At 73.2% G+C, this 19,602-nt stretch carries 19 protein-coding genes and 1 pseudogene; 13 read left to right on the forward strand and 7 right to left on the reverse strand.

Annotation, left to right across the window (positions count from 1 at the left end):
• Positions 1–167 precede the first annotated feature (167 nt).
• Entirely contained in the window at positions 168–377 is a 210-nt protein-coding gene (locus AB0O91_RS23225; RefSeq protein ID WP_363436144.1) for a hypothetical protein, read from the forward strand.
• A 102-nt stretch (positions 378–479) separates the two neighbouring features.
• Positions 480–1,166: a hypothetical protein gene (locus AB0O91_RS23230; RefSeq protein ID WP_363436146.1), complete on the forward strand. Its 687-nt coding sequence runs from the start codon at positions 480–482 to the stop codon at positions 1,164–1,166.
• Positions 1,167–1,441: 275 nt separating this feature from the next.
• Here AB0O91_RS23230 and erpA read toward each other — a convergent pair whose 3' ends face one another.
• Positions 1,442–1,795, reverse strand: a complete 354-nt coding sequence (erpA, locus tag AB0O91_RS23235; RefSeq protein WP_030061066.1) for an iron-sulfur cluster insertion protein ErpA — start codon at positions 1,793–1,795, stop codon at positions 1,442–1,444.
• A 244-nt stretch (positions 1,796–2,039) separates the two neighbouring features.
• On the opposite strand from erpA, the gene AB0O91_RS23240 reads away from it, so the two are divergent.
• Entirely contained in the window at positions 2,040–2,903 is an 864-nt protein-coding gene (locus AB0O91_RS23240; protein ID WP_363436148.1) for a GNAT family N-acetyltransferase, read from the forward strand.
• Between the two features lie 48 nt (positions 2,904–2,951).
• Here AB0O91_RS23240 and AB0O91_RS23245 read toward each other — a convergent pair whose 3' ends face one another.
• The 3 genes from AB0O91_RS23245 to AB0O91_RS23255 all read right to left on the reverse strand — a co-directional run bounded on the left by AB0O91_RS23245 (position 2,952) and on the right by AB0O91_RS23255 (position 6,084).
• Complete coding sequence (locus AB0O91_RS23245) at positions 2,952–4,319, reverse strand: pyridoxal-dependent decarboxylase (protein WP_363436149.1); 1,368 nt, start codon at positions 4,317–4,319, stop codon at positions 2,952–2,954.
• A 209-nt stretch (positions 4,320–4,528) separates the two neighbouring features.
• Positions 4,529–4,993: an Lrp/AsnC family transcriptional regulator gene (locus AB0O91_RS23250; protein ID WP_363436151.1), complete on the reverse strand. Its 465-nt coding sequence runs from the start codon at positions 4,991–4,993 to the stop codon at positions 4,529–4,531.
• Positions 4,994–5,160: 167 nt separating this feature from the next.
• The gene (locus AB0O91_RS23255; RefSeq protein ID WP_363436153.1) at positions 5,161–6,084 is read right to left on the reverse strand and encodes an NADP-dependent oxidoreductase; all 924 of its coding nucleotides are present in this window, start codon (positions 6,082–6,084) and stop codon (positions 5,161–5,163) included.
• A 221-nt stretch (positions 6,085–6,305) separates the two neighbouring features.
• On the opposite strand from AB0O91_RS23255, the gene nadA reads away from it, so the two are divergent.
• A complete protein-coding gene (gene nadA, locus AB0O91_RS23260; RefSeq protein WP_363436155.1) occupies positions 6,306–7,490 on the forward strand; it encodes a quinolinate synthase NadA in 1,185 nt (394 codons plus the stop codon).
• Between the two features lie 124 nt (positions 7,491–7,614).
• Here the strand turns inward: nadA and AB0O91_RS23265 are convergent, their stop codons facing one another.
• On the reverse strand, positions 7,615–7,908 hold the full coding sequence (locus AB0O91_RS23265) for a hypothetical protein (RefSeq protein ID WP_363436157.1): 294 nt from the start codon (positions 7,906–7,908) through the stop codon (positions 7,615–7,617).
• 33 nt (positions 7,909–7,941) lie between these two features.
• On the reverse strand, positions 7,942–8,751 hold the full coding sequence (locus AB0O91_RS23270; protein WP_363436159.1) for a PspA/IM30 family protein: 810 nt from the start codon (positions 8,749–8,751) through the stop codon (positions 7,942–7,944).
• A 301-nt stretch (positions 8,752–9,052) separates the two neighbouring features.
• On the opposite strand from AB0O91_RS23270, the gene AB0O91_RS23275 reads away from it, so the two are divergent.
• Both AB0O91_RS23275 and AB0O91_RS23280 read left to right on the forward strand, forming a co-directional pair.
• Complete coding sequence (locus AB0O91_RS23275; RefSeq protein ID WP_363436161.1) at positions 9,053–9,646, forward strand: DUF3043 domain-containing protein; 594 nt, start codon at positions 9,053–9,055, stop codon at positions 9,644–9,646.
• A 197-nt stretch (positions 9,647–9,843) separates the two neighbouring features.
• Positions 9,844–10,566, forward strand: coding sequence for a methyltransferase domain-containing protein (locus tag AB0O91_RS23280; protein WP_363436226.1), 723 nt, complete (start codon positions 9,844–9,846; stop codon positions 10,564–10,566).
• Positions 10,567–10,593: 27 nt separating this feature from the next.
• Here the strand turns inward: AB0O91_RS23280 and AB0O91_RS23285 are convergent, their stop codons facing one another.
• Positions 10,594–10,794 carry a hypothetical protein gene (locus AB0O91_RS23285; RefSeq protein WP_363436163.1) on the reverse strand — a complete coding sequence of 67 codons (201 nt, stop codon included), beginning with the start codon at positions 10,792–10,794 and terminating at the stop codon, positions 10,594–10,596.
• Between the two features lie 119 nt (positions 10,795–10,913).
• Between AB0O91_RS23285 and cobU the strand changes: the two are divergent.
• The 7 genes and pseudogenes from cobU to AB0O91_RS23320 all read left to right on the forward strand — a co-directional run.
• Positions 10,914–11,486 (forward strand): annotated as a pseudogene (gene cobU, locus AB0O91_RS23290) (bifunctional adenosylcobinamide kinase/adenosylcobinamide-phosphate guanylyltransferase); the annotation flags it as partial.
• An 11-nt stretch (positions 11,487–11,497) separates the two neighbouring features.
• A complete protein-coding gene (locus tag AB0O91_RS23295) occupies positions 11,498–12,610 on the forward strand; it encodes a nicotinate-nucleotide--dimethylbenzimidazole phosphoribosyltransferase (protein ID WP_363436164.1) in 1,113 nt (370 codons plus the stop codon).
• 128 nt (positions 12,611–12,738) lie between these two features.
• Positions 12,739–13,527 carry an adenosylcobinamide-GDP ribazoletransferase gene (locus AB0O91_RS23300; RefSeq protein ID WP_363436166.1) on the forward strand — a complete coding sequence of 263 codons (789 nt, stop codon included), beginning with the start codon at positions 12,739–12,741 and terminating at the stop codon, positions 13,525–13,527.
• 261 nt (positions 13,528–13,788) lie between these two features.
• Positions 13,789–15,291, forward strand: a complete 1,503-nt coding sequence (locus AB0O91_RS23305; protein WP_363436167.1) for a leucyl aminopeptidase — start codon at positions 13,789–13,791, stop codon at positions 15,289–15,291.
• A gap of 407 nt (positions 15,292–15,698) precedes the next feature.
• Positions 15,699–17,087, forward strand: a complete 1,389-nt coding sequence (gene lpdA / locus AB0O91_RS23310) for a dihydrolipoyl dehydrogenase (protein WP_363436169.1) — start codon at positions 15,699–15,701, stop codon at positions 17,085–17,087.
• A 66-nt stretch (positions 17,088–17,153) separates the two neighbouring features.
• Entirely contained in the window at positions 17,154–18,917 is a 1,764-nt protein-coding gene (gene sucB / locus AB0O91_RS23315) for a 2-oxoglutarate dehydrogenase, E2 component, dihydrolipoamide succinyltransferase (RefSeq protein WP_363436170.1), read from the forward strand.
• 142 nt (positions 18,918–19,059) lie between these two features.
• On the forward strand, positions 19,060–19,575 hold the full coding sequence (locus AB0O91_RS23320; protein ID WP_363436228.1) for a DUF4240 domain-containing protein: 516 nt from the start codon (positions 19,060–19,062) through the stop codon (positions 19,573–19,575).
• Positions 19,576–19,602 lie beyond the last annotated feature (27 nt).

Here is a 19,602-nt window from a genome sequence, read left to right on the forward strand (position 1 = left end):
GGCGGTGGTGGCACCCGGGACCCTCGAACGTGTACTACCTCCGGGTAGCACTGGTGGGCTCCGCGGGCCCGTCCTAGGGTCGGCCGCAGGGAGCCCTGCCGGACCCCGACGGGGCCCTTCGTCGACCGTGGCGGTGCGGCCACGGCCCTGGATCGGAGCGATGCCCGATGATGCCCAACCCCTCCCCCACGGACACCCGCCGGGCGGACCCGGACGGCGAGACCCTGGACGCCCTGGTCAGCTCCTCCCGGCGGCTGCGCCGGTTCTGGCCGCTGGTGACGGCCGGACCGGAGCCGACCGCCCCCGCGGCCGTCGGCGTCCGGGTCCCGTCCGGGGCGCAGCGGCTGGTCGCCGGGATGGCCGAGTACGGCATGTGATCCGTTGCGGACCGGCGCGGAACCGGATCCGACCGGGGCACGTCACATCCGCGCGGAGCGGCCGAGCCGGCGGCGCCGCTGAGCCCTCGGGAGGACGTGCAGATGGATCTGGAGACGATGCCGCGCCGCGGACGGCGGGCGACGGCCCTGGCGGTGGCCGCGCTGGCGGCGGTGGTGACACTGGCCGGGTGCAACGGGGACACCAAGGGTTCCGGGGACTCGGCGACGGCCGCCGCGAGCGCCTCGGCTTCGACCAGCGCCTCCCCGCAGGCCCCGACGGCCTCCGGCTCACCGTCCGAGGGGGGTGCGTCGGCGAGCCCGTCCGGGCAGGCGCCGCCGACCGGCTGGTCCCCGACCCCGGGCCAGCCCGCTCCCGGCCGGCCCTCGGGGGCGGCCACTCCCCCGACCAACGGGATCGCCCCCGGTGAGCCCGACCCGGCTGGCACGGGGAAGGCCAACCCCAACGTCCGCCCGCCGATCGGCTACCGGGTGGACGGCGGCAACAAGCTGACCGTCTACTTCTTCGGCGGGGTCTGCACCACGTACGCGCTGAAGGCCGACGAGTCCCGGGCCGGCCAGGTGGACGTCGTGGTCGTGCCGGGCCCGCCGGCCGTCCAGCCGGGGCAGGTCTGCACCGCGCTGGCCAAGCGGCAGGCCGTCTCCGCCGACCTGCGCTCGCCGCTGGCCGGGCGGACGGTGGTGGACCGGACCAGCGGCCAGGAGGTCCCGCTGGAGGGCGACGCGCACATGGGCCCGGACCCGGTCACCCCGGACGGCCCGGCGCGCTAGGGCGTGTCTGACAATTCCCGCCGGGCGCGCGGCCCCGGGCATCCCGCCTGGACGCACCGGCAGATCGCCCAAGTACGCCCGGTACGAGGACGACCTGCCGGCACGCCCAGCCGGGCGCGGAGTGGGGGTACCTCCCGGCCGGAGGCTGGGGGAGCCGCGCGCTGGTCCGACGCGAATTGTCAGACACGCCCTAGGCGTCGACCGGAGTGCCGGAACGCGAAGAGGCGGCCCCGGGGAAGTCCCCGGGGCCGCCTCACCGTTCGAGGCCGGCAGGCCTAGCTGAACGAGTCGCCGCAGGCGCAGGAGCCGGTGGCGTTCGGGTTGTCGATCGTGAAGCCCTGCTTCTCGATGGTGTCGACGAAGTCGACGGTGGCGCCACCGAGGTACGGGGCACTCATGCGGTCGGTGACGACCTTGACGCCGCCGAAGTCCTTGATCACGTCGCCGTCGAGCGAGCGCTCGTCGAAGAACAGCTGGTAACGCAGGCCGGAGCAGCCACCGGGCTGGACGGCGACGCGCAGCGCGAGGTCCTCGCGGCCTTCCTGCTCCAGCAGGGCCTTGACCTTGGCCGCGGCGGCATCGGTAAGGAGGATGCCACTCTCGACGGTGGTCTCGTCCTGGACGGTCATCTGCTTTCTCCCGGTCTTGACGACGGTCTGCCGCCAGTGCCAACCACGGACCGCCCGGATTCATTTCCCGGACGGCGATGGATTTCTGCGGCCAGTTCGACGCCTGGTTCTCCGTGGGCCGGGCGTGTCACCCGGGCCTCTCCCTCCCCATGCTCGCACAACCGGGGAGGAGCGGGCACCGCCCGTGTCACGGATCCGGGTGAACGGGCCCCACGGCCGCCCGCCGGACGCCAGGATGGGCGGCATGATCCTTCGCCAGGTCAGGGACACCGCAGCGGACGCGGAGGTCGTCCAGGAACTGTCCCGCGCCGCGTTCGCCACCCCGTCCGACGCCCCCGCGGGGCCGTCCCGGCCGACGCCGCTGCAGCTGGCCCGGACCCGGCACCTGGCACGCACCGACCCCGGGGGCTGCTGGCTGGCGGAGAGCGAGGGGCAGGCGGTCGGGGTGGTGCTGTCGTTGCGCCGCGAGGGCCTGTGGATGCCCTCGCTGTTCGCGGTCCGGCCGACCGCCCGGAACCGGGGCGTCGGGCGGCTGCTGTTCGAACGGTCGCTGGCGCACGCCCGGGGCTGCCTGCGCGGGATGGTGTGCGCCTCGGACTCCCCAACGGCGGCCCGCCGCTACCGGCTGGCCGGGTTCACCCTGCACCCGGCGATGCGGCTGACCGGCCGGGTGGACCGGGAGGGGCTGATCGACCCGGGCGACATCCCGGTGCACCGCGGCAACGCCACCCACCTGCACCTGCTGGACTCGGTGGACCGTCGGCTGCGCGGCTCCGCGCACGGCCCGGACCACGAGCTGATGCTCGGGCACTTCGAGGAGCTGCTGGTCGCCGACGCGCTGGCCGGCAGCGGCTACTGCTACCGGGACGGCGGGGTGGTGCGGCTGCTGGCGGCGACCAGCAAGCGGATCGCGGCCCGGCTGCTGCGGGAGGCGCTGGCCCGGGTGCCGGACGGGGTGGAGGCGCGGGTGGAGTACCTCACCGCCGAGCAGGAGTGGGCGCTGGACGTGGGGCTGGAGGTCGGGCTGACGCCGGCGACCGCCGGCTTCGTCGGGGTGCGCGGGATGCGGCCGCCGGCGCCGTACCTGCCGAGCGGGGCGTTCCTGTAGGGACGACGGGCCCCGCCGGGCGGGCCGGCGGGGCCGTACGGGCCGTGATCAGGCCATGGTGTCCAGGATCTCCCGGACCATCTCCATGGTGGTGCCCGGGTGCAGGAAGGCGAAGCGGGCGACGGTCTCGCCGTCCCAGCCGGTCGGGGTGACGAAGCCGATCTGGTCCGCGAGCAGCTGCTGCGACCAGCGGTAGTAGTCGTCGTTGGTCCAGCCGGTGCGCTTGAAGCAGACCGCGGAGAGCTGCGGGTCGAACAGCAGCTCCAGGTGCTCGGTGTCGCGGATCAGCTGCGCGGTGTCCCGGGCCAGCTGGAGGCCGGTCTCGATGGCGTCGGTGTAGGCCTGGACGCCGTGGACGGCCAGCGAGAACCAGAGCGGCAGGCCGCGGGCGCGCCGGGTTAGGTGGTAGGCGTAGTCGGTGGGGTTCCACTCGTCGCCCTCGGTGTGCAGGACGTCCAGGTAGGAGGCGTCCTGGGTGTGCACGGCGCGGGCGAGCTGCGGGTTGCGGTAGATCAGCGCGGCGCAGTCGAACGGGGCGAACAGCCACTTGTGCGGGTCGACGACGAAGGAGTCGGCGTGCTCGATGCCGTTGTAGCGCTCGCGCACGGACGGGGCGAACAGGCCCGCGCCGCCGTAGGCGCCGTCCACGTGGAACCACAGGTCCCGCTCGCGGGCGACCTCGGCCAGCCCGGCCAGGTCGTCGACGATGCCCTCGTTGGTGGTGCCGGCGGTGCCGACGACGGCGATCACCGTCTCCGGGTGCGGGTCGGCGGCCAGGGCGGCGCGCAGTGCCTCGCCGGTGAAGCGGCGGTCCACGGTCGGGACCTTGAAGGCCTCGACGCCGATGATGTTGAAGGTGTTCTTGACCGAGGAGTGCACCTGGTCGGCGACGGCGATCCGCAGCCGGGCCTCCGGGCCGACGCCGAGCCGGCGGCGGGCGGTGTCGCGGGCGACCACCAGGGCGGACAGGTTGCCCGCCGAGCCGCCGGAGACGAAGCAGCCGCCGGCCGAGGCGGGCATCCCGGCCCGGTCGGCTATCAGGCGCAGCACCTGGTTCTCGGCGGCGATGGCGCCGGCCGCCTCCAGCCAGGAGATGCCCTGGAGCGAGGCGCAGGAGACGACCATGTCGAAGAGCAGCGCGGCCTTGGTCGGGGCGCACGGGATGAAGGACAGGTAGCGGGGGCTGTCGGCGGAGATGACCGCGCGGGACAGCTCGTGGTCGTACAGCTTGAGCACGTCGGCCGCGGCGTTGCCGTCCTGGTTGAGCAGGCCGGCCAGCTGGGTGCGCAGGTGCTCGCCGTCACCGGGGTGGTCGAGCGGGACGGGGTCGTACTGCAGCCGGTCCCGCATGTAGTCGAAGACCAGGTCGACCAGGTCGTTGTCGGGCCGGTGCATGCGGTCGGGTGCTGCGGACACGGCTGTCCCTCTCGGCTGTGGGTGTCGGGGGGCGGTCCGCTCGGCGGGGGACTTCACCGCACTGACCGGACGTGATCAGCGTAGGCAGCGCGGTGGCTTCTCCGCGCGTCGGAACGCGGCTGGTCAGGCAGGTTTCGGGCGTGTTCGGACGGGTTCGCGCAGGATTCCTGCGCGAACCTTGACGGACTCCGTACGGGGGCGGCCGGCGGTCAGCCGATCAGCTGGGAGAGCACCACCGAGGAGCGGCTGCGCTGGACGCCGGGCTCGCGCCGGATCCGCTCGATGACGGCCTCCAGGTGGCGCATGTCGGCGGCCCGCAGGTGCACCAGGGCGTCCGGGTCGCCGGTGACCGTCCAGGCGGCGATCACCTCGGGGAACTGTCTGAGGCTGGCGAGGATCTCCTCGGGGGCGGTGCGCTCGCGGCAGTAGACCTCGACGAAGGCCTCGGTCTGCCAGCCGAGCACGGCCGGGTCGAGCACCACGGTGAAGCCCCGCACCACGCCGCGCGCCCGGAGCCGGTCGATCCGGCGGCGCACGGCGGTGGCGGAGAGGTTCACCTGGAGGCCGATCTCGGCGTAGGAGGCGCGGCCGTCGCTGCCGAGGCGGGCGAGGAGCTGACGGTCGGTCTCGTCGAGGTCCGCCCCGATCACCTCGTGCGCTCGGCTGCTGGTCATCGGTGCGGGGCTCCACGGGTCGTGCGGGGGTGCGGGGGCGTCCCGGCGTGGCGACAGTGGTCCTGTCGCTCATGCCGAAACGGTTCGCCACCCATTCTGGCGGATGACCTGAACCAGTTCATCGCCGACAGATGACGGCGAGAAGACCGTCTGCCCACCCGGCCCGCTCAGTCCACCAGGAGGACGATCTTCCCCCGGGTGCGCCCCTCCGCACTGAGCGCCTGGGCGGAGGCCGCCTGCGCCAGCGGGAAGGTGGAGGCGACGGTGACGGTCAGCCGACCGTCGTCGGCGAGCGCGGCCAGCTCCGCCAGACCCGCCGCGTCCGGGCGGACCCAGACGTAGTGGCCGCCGAGGGCCTTGACCCCGAAGTCGGTGATCGAGGCGATCCGGGCCGGGTCGGCCACCAGCTCCGCCGAGACCTGGACGGCGCCGCGGCCGACCAGGTCGAGGGCCGCGTCCACGCCGTCCGGGGCGAGCGCGCGCACCCGCTCGACCAGGCCCTCGCCGTACGCGACCGGCTCGGCGCCGAGGCCCCGCAGGTAGTCGTGGTTGCGCTCGCCCGCCGTGCCGATCACCCGGGCGCCGCGGGCCCGGGCGATCTGGACGGCCAGGTGGCCGACCCCGCCGGCCGCGGCGTGCACCAGCACCGTCTCCCCCGCCGCGACGTCCAGCGCGTTCAGGCTCTGGAGCGCGGTGAGCCCGGCGAGCGGCAGGCCGCCGCACTGCGCCCAGTCCAGCGCGGCGGGCCGCCGGGCCAGGGTGCGGACCGGGGCGGAGACCAGTTCGGCGTAGGTGCCGTGCTCGACGGCGTCCTTGCGGACGTAGCCGTACACCTCGTCGCCGGGGGCGAACTCGGTCACCCCGCCGCCGACCGCGCGGACCACGCCCGCCGCGTCCCAGCCCATGACCAGCGGGAAGTGCGCGTCCAGCAGGCCGTCCAGGGCGCCGTCCCGGACCTTCCAGTCCACCGGGTTCACCCCGGCCGCCCGGACCTGCACCAGCACGGAGTCGGGGCCGACCTTCGGGTCGGGCAGGTCGGTGTACTCGACCGCCTCGGGGCCGCCGTAGCGGTTGATCGCGATTGCCTTCATGGGTCCAGCCATACCCGGGGGCTTCGAAATATCGATTCGGCCACGGGCGACACCCCCGAATTGGCTATCCGGCCCCGCCGGGGCACCCTTTCCACCGAGCGGTTCTCGTCACATCGACAGGATGGCCATCGTCACTCTGACGCTAACCGGTTAGAATAGATAGCGTCAGATAGACGAAAAGGCCCCACCGCTGGTTCGGCCGCACAGAAGGGCACCCGCCCGTGACCACCACCATCACCGAGACCCACGGCGTCGACCCCACTCCGACGCCGCTCGCTCTGCTGCTGCTCGGCCGGGAGGCCGACCCGAACAGCGAGCGCGGCGTCGAGTGCCCCGGCGACCTCCCGGCGGCCTCCGACCCCGACCTCGTCGAGCGCGCCAGGGCCGCCAAGGCCGCCCTCGGCGACCGCGTCTTCATCCTCGGCCACCACTACCAGCGTGACGAGGTCATCGAGTTCGCCGACGTCACCGGCGACTCCTTCAAGCTCGCCCGCGACGCCGCGGCCCGCCCCGAAGCCGAGTACATCGTCTTCTGCGGCGTGCACTTCATGGCCGAGTCCGCCGACATCCTCACCAGCGAGCGCCAGCAGGTCGTGCTGCCGGACCTCGCGGCCGGCTGCTCGATGGCCGACATGGCCACCGCCGAGCAGGTCGCCGAGTGCTGGGACGTGCTGACCGACGCCGGCATAGCCGACGTCACCGTCCCGGTCTCGTACATGAACTCCTCCGCCGACATCAAGGCCTTCACCGGCCGGCACGGCGGCACCATCTGCACCTCCTCCAACGCCCAGCGCGCCCTGGAGTGGGCCTTCGAGCAGGGCCAGAAGGTGCTCTTCCTGCCCGACCAGCACCTCGGCCGCAACACCGCCGTGCGGGACATGGGCCTCTCGCTGGACGACTGCGTGCTGTACAACCCGCACAAGCCGAACGGCGGCCTGACCGCCGAGCAGCTGCGGGACGCCAAGATGATCCTCTGGCGCGGGCACTGCTCGGTGCACGGCCGGTTCAGCGTGGACTCGGTGAACGACGTCCGCGCGCGCATCCCCGGCGTGACCGTCCTGGTGCACCCCGAGTGCAAGCACGAGGTCGTCGCGGCCGCCGACCTGGTGGGCTCGACCGAGTACATCATCAAGGCGCTGGACGCCGCCGAGCCCGGCTCCAAGTGGGCCATCGGCACCGAGCTGAACCTGGTCCGCCGCCTCGCCAAGGCGCACCCGGACAAGGAGATCGTCTTCCTGGACCGCACGGTCTGCTTCTGCTCGACCATGAACCGGATCGACCTGCCGCACCTGGTCTGGGCGCTGGAGTCGCTGGTCGAGGGCCGGGTCCCGAACGTGATCACCGTCGACCCGGAGACCGAGAAGTACGCCAAGGCCGCACTGGACCGGATGCTGGCCCTGCCGTAACCCGGAGCCGGACGGACCCCGCCCCGCCCCGGAGGCGAGCGGGCGACACCACGGCGAAAGGGCGGGTCCCCTCCGGTCGGAGGGGACCCGCCCTTTCGTCTGGCAGCGGCCGCGCGGCTACTCGTTACTCGGGGAAACCCGGGATGACGCCCTCGCCCTCGGACAGCAGCAGGGCCCGGACCTCGTCGAGGGTCGCCTCCGCACTCGGCAGGATCAGCTCGGACGGCTCCAGCGAGTCGTCCGGCAGCCGGGTGCCGAACTGCTTCACGGCATCCAACAGCTTGCCGTAGGCCTGGCGGAAGGTGTCCTCGTCGCCCGACTCCACCGCGGTGAGCAGCTCGTCGTCGAGCTGGTTGAGCAGGTTCAGGTGGTCCTCGCCCACCTCGTACTGCCCCTCACCCATGACCCTCATGATCATGCTGCGCTTCTCCTGGTTCGTGGGTGGTTCAGCTCACTTGTTGTAGTTGATGCGCGGGGTGTCCTGCGGGTGCGCGTCCTGCGGCGACTGGGCGGGCTTGCCCTGCTCGATCGCGGCCGGACCGGCGGCGGGGCCACCGGACAGCTCGGCCTTCATCCGGGCCAGCTCCAGCTCGACGTCGGAACCGCCGGCCACCCGCTCCAGCTCGGCCTCGATGTCGTCCTTGCGGCCGAGACCGCTGGCGTCGTCGAGCGCACCGGAGGCCAGCAGCTCGTCGATCGCACCGGCGCGGGCCTGCATCTGCGCCGTCTTGTCCTCGGCACGCTGGATCGCCAGGCCGACGTCGCCCATCTCCTCCGAAATGCCGGAGAAGGACTCGGCGATGCGGGTCTGGGCCTGCGCCGCCGTGTAGGTGGCCTTGATGGTCTCCTTCTTGGTGCGGAAGGCGTCCACCTTGGCCTGGAGCCGCTGGGAGGCGAGGGTGAGCTTCTCCTCCTCGGCCTGCAGGGCCTGGTACTGCGTCTCCAGATCGTTGATCTGGGACTGCATGTTGGCCTTGCGGGTCAGCGCCTCGCGCGCGAGGTCCTCGCGGCCGAGGGACAGCGCCTTGCGGCCCTGGTCCTCGTACTTCGCGGACTGCTGCTGGAGCTGGGTCAGCTGGAGTTCCAGGCGCTTGCGCGAGGTCGCGACGTCCGCGACGCCACGCCGTACCTTCTGCAGCAGTTCGAGCTGCTTCTGGTAGGAGTAGTCGAGCGTCTCACGGGGATCCTCCGCCCGGTCCAAGGCCTTGTTCGCCTTGGAGCGGAAGATCAGCCCCATACGCTTCATGATTCCGTCGCTCATGGGCCTCGGGTGCCCCCTTCTCCGGCCTGCGGTCTTAAATCTCGTTACCAGACACGACGAGTGTATGTGCAGCGAGCCCGTCGCCGCAGTGCACCTGCCTGCAACAAGACTGCTACAGCGACCAGTGTCAGATCCTCATCCCCCGGGTGGATCCGCCTCTCATCCTCCCCATAGTCCATCGGATTGATCCCCTACGGGAAGAGGCCGGGAAAACCCGGTCGGCGCACGGCCGGACGGATCGATACGCGTTTGGGTCCGAGGGGGCCCGTGGTCCTGGCCACGCACCCCGTACGCTGGTGGTGTGTTCCGACGCCGTTCAGATGATGCCGCCGCCTCCGCCACCGTGCTGGAGGACCAGACGCCCCAGGCCCGCGACCCGCAGGCCAAGAAGGGCCGCCCCACCCCCAAGCGCAACGAGGCCGAGGCCAACCGGCGTACCCGGGTCACGGTGCCCAAGGACCGCAAGGAGGCCTCCCGCCAGGCGCGCGACCGGATGCGGGTCGAGCGCGAGAAGCAGCGCCAGGCGCTGATCGACGGCGACGAGCGCCACCTGCCGGCCCGCGACAAGGGTCCGGTGCGCAAGTTCGCGCGCGACTACGTGGACTCCCGCTGGTCGCTCGCCGAGTTCTTCCTGCCGGCCGCCGTCGTCATCCTGGTGCTGAGCATCGTCAAGGTGCCGGCCCTGCAGCTGCTCTCCACGCTGCTGTTCCTGCTGTTCTTCGTGCTCGTCTTCCTGGACTTCGTCCGCCTCGGCCTCGGCCTGCGCAAGCAGCTGGCCGAGCGCTTCGCCGGGCAGAACACCCGCGGCACCATCGCCTACGGCATCATGCGCACCCTGCAGATGCGCCGGCTGCGCCTGCCCAAGCCGCAGGTGCGGCGCGGGGAGAAGCCCTGACCGCCGAGCCGGTGGACTCCGGCTGGGCCCCGCCGTCCTGGGAGGGGCCCGGCCTGTACGCACTGCCCGGGCAGGGGGGCGCGCTCCCCGGGCAGGGGGACGGCGGCCACGACCGGTTCGGCCAGGAGCGCCGGCTGCCCTCGCGCAGCGGCTCCTTCGCCGGTGGCACCGGGGCCTGGCTCGACCGGCTCGGCGGACTGCGCAACTTCGTCCGGCAGGAGCTGGTCTCCCGGCAGCTCGCCGAGCAGCTGGCCGGCCGCACCGGACAGCGCGTCCTCGACATCGGCTGCGGGCAGGGCACCCAGGCCCTGCGGCTGGCCCGGGCCGGCCACTACGTCACCGGGATCGACTCCGACCCGGTCGCGCTCGGCGTCGCCCAGGGGGCGCTCGCCGAGGAACCGTCCGAGGTGCGCGGCCGGATGCACCTGCTCAGCGGCGACGGCCACCAGTGCGGGCGCTGGTTCGGCCCGCGCAGCTTCGACGTGGTGCTCTGCCACGGCGTCCTGATGTACCTGCCCGACCCCGATCCGATGATCGCCTCGCTGGCCCGGCTGCTGGCGCCCGGCGGGCTGCTCTCACTGCTGGTCCGCAACCGCGACGCGCTGGCGCTGCGACCCGCCGCCGCCGGGGACTGGCGGGCCGCCCTGCACGCCTTCGAGAGCGACCGGTACTACAACCGGCTCGGGCTGGCCGCCCGCGCCGACCGGCTCGCCGACCTGACCGTGACCCTCTCCGAGGTGTCGGTGCCGCTGCGGCACTGGTACGGGGTCCGGGTCTTCACCGACAACGCGCCCGACGACGCGGCCCCGCCGGTGGACGGGCGGCAGCTGGCCCAGCTGCTGGAGGCCGAGGACCGGGCCGCCCGCACCGACCCCTACCGGCAGGTCGCGGCGCTGCTGCACGTGATCGGGTCCAAGTAGCGGCTGCCCGCCCGCCCGACGCGGGGCTCAGCCCTCGTGCAGGCTCATCCCGTAGACCTTGGTGCCGTCCTCCAGCAGGACCGCGGTGTCCACGCCCTCCTCGGCGAGCTGCTTCCAGGTCTCCCCGATCCAGGTCTCGGCGTCCCCCTGGCCGGCGAACTCCTCCTGGGCGAGGCCCGACGTCACCGTGCTGCCGTCCGCCTTCTCGTACCGCCACGTCCAGACCATGCCCGGCTCCTTCCACCGACGCTGCCTGCTGTCCTGCCTGCTGTGTGCTGCGCACCATAGCCTGCCCGGCCCGATCTTCCGTATGCCTGTCGGGCAGGATGGACGGCATGGCGACCCACCCCCCGCTCCCCCGCACCCTGCTGCTCGGCGGCGCGCGCTCCGGCAAGTCCACCCGCGCCGAGCAGCTGCTCGCCGGGCACCCGGACGTCCTGTACGTGGCCACCGGCGGGACCAGGGACGGTGACGCCGAGTGGGCCCGACGGGTCGAGCTGCACCGGGACCGCCGGCCGGCGGGCTGGCGCACCGCCGAGACCTGCGACCTGGAGGCCGTGCTGGCCGACCGCGGGGACCGGGCGCCGGTGCTGATCGACTGTCTGGCGCTCTGGCTGACCGCCGTCATGGACGAGTGCGGGGCCTGGTCCGACGCGACCTGGGCGGACGGCGGCGAGGCCGCGGTGCAGCGGCGCTGCGAGGCGCTGGCCGCGGCCTGGGCCGGGACGACGCGGACGGCCGTGGCGGTCAGCAACGAGGTCGGGATGGGCGTCGTCCCGGCCACCCCCGCCGGACGGCGCTTCCGGGACACCCTGGGCCGGCTCAACATGGCCGTGGCGGACGCCTCGGAGCGGGTGCAGCTGGTCGTCGCGGGACAGGTTCTGACGGTCAAGCCGAGCCCGCACACCTGCGGCGTGTAGCCTTCCGGACGATGGACACGACCGTGGATCTCGATACGTTCTCCTCGCTCGTCGAGCGCCCCGACGACAGCGCCCGGCGGGCCGCCGACGAACGCTGGCAGGAGGCCGGGCCGCGTGGCGGCCTCGGCAAGCTGGAGGAGCTGGGCAGCTGGCTGTCGTCCGTACAGGGGTGTTCCCCGGTACGGCCGGTCACGGCGCCCAAGGTGCTGCTGTTCGCCGCCGACCACGGCGTGGCCGCGCTCGGCGTCTCCCGGCTGCCCGCCGCCGGCGGCACCGCGGCCCGGGTGCGGGCCGTGCTCGACGGCAGCGCCCCGGTGGCCCGGCTGGCCGCGCGCTACGGCGCCGACCTGCGGGTGGTCGACGTCGCGGTGGACGCCGACACCGCCGACTTCCCGGACGACGTGGTCGTCCACCGGATCCGGCGCGGCTCCGGCCGGATCGACATCGAGGACGCCCTCACCCCGGAGGAGACCGTCCGGGCCTTCCGGGCCGGCATGGCCGTGGCCGACGAGGAGGCCGACGCCGGCACCGACCTGGTGCTGCTCGGCGACCTCGGGGTCGGCTCCACCACGGTGGCCGCCGTCCTGGTCGGCGCGCTGTGCGGGACGGACGCGGCCGCGGTCTGCGGGCGCGGCTCGGGCATCGACGACCGGGTCTGGATGGTCAAGTGCGCCACCATCCGGGACTCGCTGCGGCGGGCCCGGCCGGTGCTCGGCGACCAGCTGGCGCTGCTCGGCGCCACCGGCGGGGCCGACTTCGCGGCCATCACCGGCTTCCTGCTCCAGGCCGCCGTCCGCCGGCTGCCGGTGGTGCTGGACGGCGTGGTCTCCTCGGCCTGCGCGCTGGTCGCCCAGCGGATCGCCTTCCGGGCCCCGGAGTGGTGGCGGGCCGGGCAGTCCAGCGGCGAGCCGGCCCAGGCCAAGGCGTACGACCGGCTGACCCTGACGCCGCTGCAGGACCAGGGCATCACCGTGGGCGAGGGCGTCGGCGCGGTGCTCGCGCTGCCGCTGCTCCAGGCGGCGGGCGACGCGCTCGCCGAGGAGGCGCCGCAGCCGTTCGTGCCGGCGGCGCCGAAGGAGCAGCCGAAGCTGCCGTCGGCGGCCGATCTGCTCAGGAGGCTGTAGCCGGGGCGGAAGCCGACGGGCCCGGACCGGGTCCCGGGCCCTTCCGCTCCGCGCGGTTCCCCGCGCCCCACCCGGGGCGCGGGGATTCTGTTTGTCCGAGGTGCGGTTGCGGTGGAGGAGTGGGAGCGATGGCCGACGGCGAGCGGGCGACGTGGGGCGAGGGGCTGCGGTTCGCGTTCGGGACGCTGTCGGTGCTGCGGGTGCGGGTGGAGCGGTGGGACCGGCCGGCGGCGGGCCGGGCGATGACGGCGGCTCCGCTGGTCGGGGCGGTGCTCGGCGGGATCGCGGCCGCGGCGGGGGCGGTGGTGGCCTGGCGGGCGGGCGGGGCGCTCGGCGCGGTGACGGCGGTCGGGGTGCTCGCCGCGCTGACCAGGGGGCTGCACCTGGACGGCCTGGCGGACGTCGCCGACGGGCTGGGCAGCGGCAGACCGGCCGAGGACGCGCTGCGGATCATGAAGCAGTCCGACATCGGCCCGTTCGGCGTGCTGACCCTGGTCCTCCTGCTGCTGGCGCAGGTCGCCGCGCTGGCCGGGGAGTTCGGGCAGTCGACGGCGCGCGGCTCGCTCGCGGTGCTCGCCTCGGCGGTGGCCGCCCGGTGTGCGCTCGGCTGGGGCTGCCGGCGGTCGGTGCCGGCCGCCCGGCCGGGCGGGCTCGGGGCGATGGTGGCGGGCACCGTCACTCCCGCCGGGGCCGCGGCCGGGACGGCCCTGGCCCTGCTCGCCCTGGCCGCCGCAGGATCGTCCGACGGATGGTCAGCCCTGCGCCTGCCCATCGCCGTTGTGGTCGGCCTCGGCGCCGCGCACCTGCTGCTCGGGCATTGCGTCCGCCGGTTCGACGGGATCACCGGGGACGTGCTCGGCGCGATGGCGGAGACGGCCGCGACCGGAACGCTGTTCGCCCTCGCGTTGCTCGGCTGACACCGGGCGGCGCGTGATACCAGCATGCGGACTACCATGCGTGAAGCACCGCAGCCCTGCACCGTCGCAGGTCCTGCCCGCCCGGCGCGCACCGTGGAGCCGGGGCCTCTGGTGTGCGCGGCCGCTTCCGGCGGACGCGCGCGCCAGGGGGCCCGGAACCGCAGGGCCCGTCGCGCGGACGGTCTGTGACGACGGGGGCTGCGCCGGTCCGGCAGTCACGCCGCGACCGGCCGTGGACCGCGAAAGAACAGGACGCATTACGTGACTGCATTGTCTGTGAGCACCTCCTCCGCCGCCTCGCTGCGCGCGGACGCCCTGGTGGTCGGTGTCGCGAAGGGCCCCAAGGGCATTGTGCTGGCCCCCGGCGCCGAGGCCGTCAACGAGGCGTTCGAGGGCAAGCTGACCGAGATCCTCGGCACCCTGGGCGCGACCGGTGCCGAGGGCGAGGCCGTCAAGGTGGCCGCCCCCGCCGGCCTGAAGGCGCCGCTCGTGCTGGCGGTCGGCCTCGGCGAGGCGGCCGAGGACGGGTACACCCTGGAGACGCTGCGCCGCGCCGCCGGTGTCGCCGCCCGCACCCTGGCCGGCAGCAAGAAGGCCGCGCTGGCCCTGCCGGTCGACTCCGCGCCGGACGTCGAGGCGGTCGCCCTCGGCGGCCTGCTCGGTTCGTACTCGTACGGTACGTACAAGGCCAACGGCGGCAAGGAGCCGGTCGGCGAGCTGGTCGTGCTGAGCGCCCGCAAGGGCAGCAAGGACGCCAAGGCCGCCGTGGAGCGGGCCGCCGCGATCGGCGAGGAGATGAACCGCGCCCGCGACCTGGTCAACGCCGCGCCGAACGACCTGAACCCGAAGAGCTTCGCCGCGATCGCCCAGGCGGCCGGCAAGGAGCACGGCCTCAAGGTCGAGGTGCTGGACGAGAAGGCGCTGACCAAGGGCGGCTTCGGCGGCCTGATGGGCGTCGGCGCCGGCTCGGCCAACCCGCCGCGGCTGGTGAAGGTGGCCTACACCCACCCGAAGGCGAAGGCCTCGCTGGCCTTCGTCGGCAAGGGCATCACCTACGACTCGGGCGGCATCTCGCTGAAGCCGGCCGGCCACAACGAGACCATGAAGTGCGACATGGCCGGCGCCGCCGCCGTGTTCGCCGCCGTGGTGGCCGCCAAGCGCCTCGGCCTGGTCGTCAACGTGACCGCCTGGCTCGCGCTGGCCGAGAACATGCCGTCCGGCAGCGCGACCCGCCCGGGCGACGTGCTGCGGATGTACGGCGGCAAGACCGTCGAGGTGCTGAACACCGACGCCGAGGGCCGGCTGGTGCTGGCCGACGCGATCGTGAAGGCCGGCGAGGAGAGCCCGGACGTCATCGTCGACGTGGCGACCCTGACCGGCGCCATGGTGCTGGCCCTGGGCAACCGCACCTTCGGCGTGATGTCCAACAGCGACGAGCTGCGCGAGAACCTGCACACCGTCGCGGGCAAGGTCGGCGAGCAGTCCTGGCCGATGCCGCTGCCGGCCGAGCTGCGGGCGGGCATGACCGACTCGACCATCGCCGACATGGCGAACATGGGCGAGCGGATGGGCGGCGGCCTGGTGGCCGGCCTGTTCCTGCAGGAGTTCGTGGCCGAGGGCATCGACTGGGCGCACCTGGACATCGCCGGCCCGGCGTTCCACGAGAGCGCGCCGTTCGGCTACACCCCGAAGGGCGGCACCGCGAGCGCCGTGCGCACCCTGGTCCGCTTCGCGGAGCAGACCGCGGCCAACGGCAAGGCCTGATCCTCCGGCCCTGAGCCCGTGAAGCGGGGGCCCGGCGCGTGTGCGCCGGGCCCCCGTAGGCGTTCTCCGACGGTTACCTGCGAGTAGCCCGGGACGCCCCACCGCACCCTTGTTCGCCACGGGCGAAACTTTGTTCCGCACTGCGGAAGAGGTGGCGCCCAACCGCGCGGAAGACGCCCGTCCGGCGGCTGTCAACAGGGCCTTGAGCTGCGATGATGCCCTTCCGTCGGGGGTGTTCCCACCCCGGTGACCGCTCCGTGGGCCACCCCTGGGGTGGACCCGGACATCAGCCACCGCGAACAAGTGCGAAGATGTATTTCCGGCACGACTGGGCGCCCCACAAAGGCTTCCGACCCACCGGACCGCGACCGGCCCGGCGACCCACCCCATTGCATGGAGGACGTGACGTGGCGAACGACGCCAGCACCGTTTTCGACGTAGTCATTCTCGGAGGCGGAAGCGGCGGTTACGCCGCGGCGCTCCGCGCCGCTCAGCTGGGTCTGAGCGTCGCCCTGGTCGAGAAGGGTGAGCTGGGCGGCACCTGCCTGCACCGCGGCTGCATCCCGACCAAGGCCCTGCTGCACGCCGCCGAGATCGCGGACGAGACGAAGGAGGCCGCCGAGTTCGGCGTTCTGGCCACCTTCCAGGGCATCGACATCAACGGCGTCCACAAGTACAAGGACGACGTCATCGCCGGCCTGTACAAGGGCCTCCAGGGCCTGGTGGCGTCCCGCAAGGTCACCTTCATCCAGGGCGCGGGCAAGCTCTCCTCGCAGACCTCGGTCGACGTGAACGGCCAGCGCATCGAAGGCCGCCACATCGTGCTGGCCACCGGTTCGGTGCCGCGCTCGATCCCGGGCCTGGAGATCGACGGCAACCGTGTGATCTCCTCCGACCACGCCCTGAAGCTCGACCGGATCCCGAAGTCGGTCGTCATCCTCGGCGGCGGCGTCATCGGCGTCGAGTTCGCCTCGGTCTGGAAGTCCTTCGGCGTCGAGGTCACCATCGTCGAGGCGCTGCCGCACCTCGTCCCGCTGGAGGACGAGAACTCCTCCAAGCTGCTGGAGCGCGCCTTCCGCAAGCGCGGCATCAAGTTCGAGCTGAAGGCCCGCTTCTCGGGCGTCGAGTACACCGAGTCCGGTGTCCGCGTCTCCACCGAGAACGGCAAGCAGATCGACGCCGACCTGCTGCTCGTCGCCATCGGCCGCGGCCCCGTCTCGGCCGGCCTCGGCTACGAGGAGAACGGCGTCGCGATGGACCGCGGCTACGTCCTGGTCGACGAGTACATGCGCACCAACGTGCCCACCATCTCGGCCGTCGGCGACCTCGCCCCGACCCTGCAGCTCGCCCACGTCGGCTTCGCCGAGGGCATCCTGGTCGCCGAGCGCCTGGCCGGCCTCAAGCCGGTGCCGATCGACTACGACGGCGTCCCGCGCGTGACCTACTCCAACCCGGAGGTCGCCTCCGTCGGCATCTCCGAGGCCAAGGCCGTCGAGCTGTACGGCAAGGAGAAGGTCGTCACCCTGAAGTACAACCTGGCCGGCAACGGCAAGAGCAAGATCCTGAAGACCGCCGGCGAGATCAAGCTCGTCCAGGTCAAGGACGGCGCCGTGGTCGGCGTCCACATGGTCGGCGCCCGCATGGGCGAGCAGGTCGGCGAAGCCCAGCTGATCTACAACTGGGAGGCCCTGCCGGCCGAGGTCGCGCAGCTGATCCACGCGCACCCGACCCAGTCCGAGGCCCTGGGCGAGGCGCACCTGGCGCTGGCCGGCAAGCCGCTGCACGCGCACGACTGATCGCGCTCACCACCCCCCGTTTCCAGTACTTCCCGTACGCAAGACTTGATAGGAGTCGCTGAAACCATGGCGGTCTCAGTAACACTGCCCGCGCTGGGCGAGAGCGTTTCCGAGGGCACTGTCACCCGCTGGCTGAAGGCCGAGGGTGAGCGTGTCGAGGTCGACGAGCCGCTGCTCGAGGTCTCGACCGACAAGGTCGACACCGAGATCCCGGCCCCGGCTTCCGGCATCCTCTCCTCGATCAAGGTCGGCGAGGACGAGACCGTCGAGGTCGGCGCCGAGCTGGCGATCATCGACGACGGCACCGGCGCCCCGGCCGCCGCCCCGGCCCCCGTGGCCGAGGCCGCTCCGGTCGCCGCCCCGGCCCCCGTTGCCGCTCCGGCTCCGGTCGCCGCCCCCGCCCCGGTCGCCGAGGCCCCGGCTGCTCCGGCCGCCCCGGCCGGCGACGCCACCCCGGTGCTGCTGCCCGCGCTGGGCGAGTCGGTCACCGAGGGCACCGTCACCCGCTGGCTGAAGGCCGAGGGTGAGACGGTCGAGATCGACGAGCCGCTGCTCGAGGTCTCCACCGACAAGGTCGACACCGAGATCCCGTCGCCGGTCGCCGGCGTCGTCGTCAAGATCCTGGTCGGCGAGGACGAGACCGCCGAGGTCGGCGCCCAGCTCGCGCTGATCGGTGCCCCGGGTGCCGCCGCTGCCGCTCCGGCTCCGGTTGCCGCTCCGGCCCCGGTCGCTGCCCCGGCTCCGGTTGCCGCCCCGGCTGCCCCGGCCCCGGTTGCCGCCCCGGCCCCGGTTGCCGCTGCTCCGGCTCCGGTTGCCGCCCCGGCTCCGGTCGCTGCTCCGGCGCCCGTTGCCGCTGCCCCGGCTCCGGTTGCCGCTCCGGCCCCGGCCGCCGCGGTGGCCGACAGCGGTGACGCCTACGTCACCCCGCTGGTGCGCAAGCTCGCCGCCGAGCACGGCGTGGAGCTGACCTCCGTCGCCGGCACCGGCGTCGGCGGCCGCATCCGCAAGCAGGACGTCATCGCCGCCGCGGAGGCCGCCAAGGCCGCTCCGGCCCCGGTCGCCGCCGCTCCGGCCGCTGCCGCGCCGAAGGCCGCCGCCGCGCCGTCCGCCCTGCGCGGCCAGACGGTCAAGATGACCCGCATGCGCAAGGTCATCGGCGACAACATGATGAAGGCGCTGCACGAGCAGGCCCAGCTGACCAGCGTGGTCGAGGTGGACGTCACCAAGATCATGTCGCTGCGCGCCAAGGCCAAGGAGGGCTTCCTGGCCCGCGAGGGCGTCAAGCTCTCCCCGATGCCGTTCTTCGTGAAGGCCGCCGCCCAGGCCCTGAAGGTCCACGCGGTCGTCAACGCGCGGATCAACGACGCCGAGGGCACCATCACCTACTTCGACACCGAGAACATCGGTATCGCGGTGGACTCCGAGAAGGGTCTGATGACCCCGGTCATCAAGGGTGCGGGCGACCTCAACATCGCCGGCATCTCGAAGAAGACCGCCGAGCTGGCCGGCAAGGTCCGCGACAGCAAGATCACCCCGGACGAGCTGTCCGGTGCCACCTTCACCATCAGCAACACCGGCTCGCGCGGTGCGCTGTTCGACACCGTGATCGTGCCGCCGAACCAGGCCGCCATCCTGGGCATCGGCGCCACCGTCAAGCGCCCGGTCGTCATCGAGGCCGACGGCGGCACCGCCATCGGCATCCGTGACATGACCTACCTCTCGCTCTCCTACGACCACCGCCTGGTGGACGGCGCCGACGCCGCCCGCTACCTGGTCGCGGTCAAGGAGATCCTGGAGGCCGGCGAGTTCGAGGTCGAGCTCGGCCTGTAAGGCATCGCCGTACCGTGAGCGTCACGGTTGTACGGAGCCCCGCGTCGTCCCCGGACGGCGCGGGGCTCCGGCGTCCCGGGGTGCGGATCACCCCGGGTCATGGCATGCGTGGAGACGACGGAACAGGGATGCTTGAGCGGTGATGGACGAGACCGACTTCTGGCAGATCATCGACGACACCTGGGAGGCCGCCGACGGCGATCCCGACGACCAGGCCGACCGGCTGGTGGAGCGCCTCGTCCAGCTGACCCCGGACGACGTGATCGACTTCGCCCGGCTGTTCGAGGCCCGCTTCCAGCGCGCCTACCGCTACGACCTGTGGGGCGCGGCGCACCTGCTGCTGGACGGCGCCTCCGAGGACGGTTTCGACTTCTTCCGCTGCTGGCTGATCGGCCAGGGCCGGGAGGTCTTCGAGGGCGGGCTGGCCGAGCCGGACGACCTGGCGGACCTGCTGCCCGAGTTCGACGAGGAGGAGGACGGCGAGGCCGAGGACCTCGGCTTCGCCGCCGACGAGGCGTACGAGCAGCTGACCGGCCTGCCGCTGCCCGAGGTGGGCGGGCGGCAGCCGGGACGGCCGGCCGGGACGGCGCTGGACTTCGACGACCCGGACGTGATGGCGAAACGCTTCCCCAAGCTCTGGGAGCGGTACGGGGACTGACCGGTCCCGTCTGCGCCCCCTGCTGCG

Source organism: Kitasatospora sp. NPDC089797 (genome assembly GCF_040684795.1).
Taxonomy (GTDB): Bacteria; Actinomycetota; Actinomycetes; order Streptomycetales; family Streptomycetaceae; genus Kitasatospora.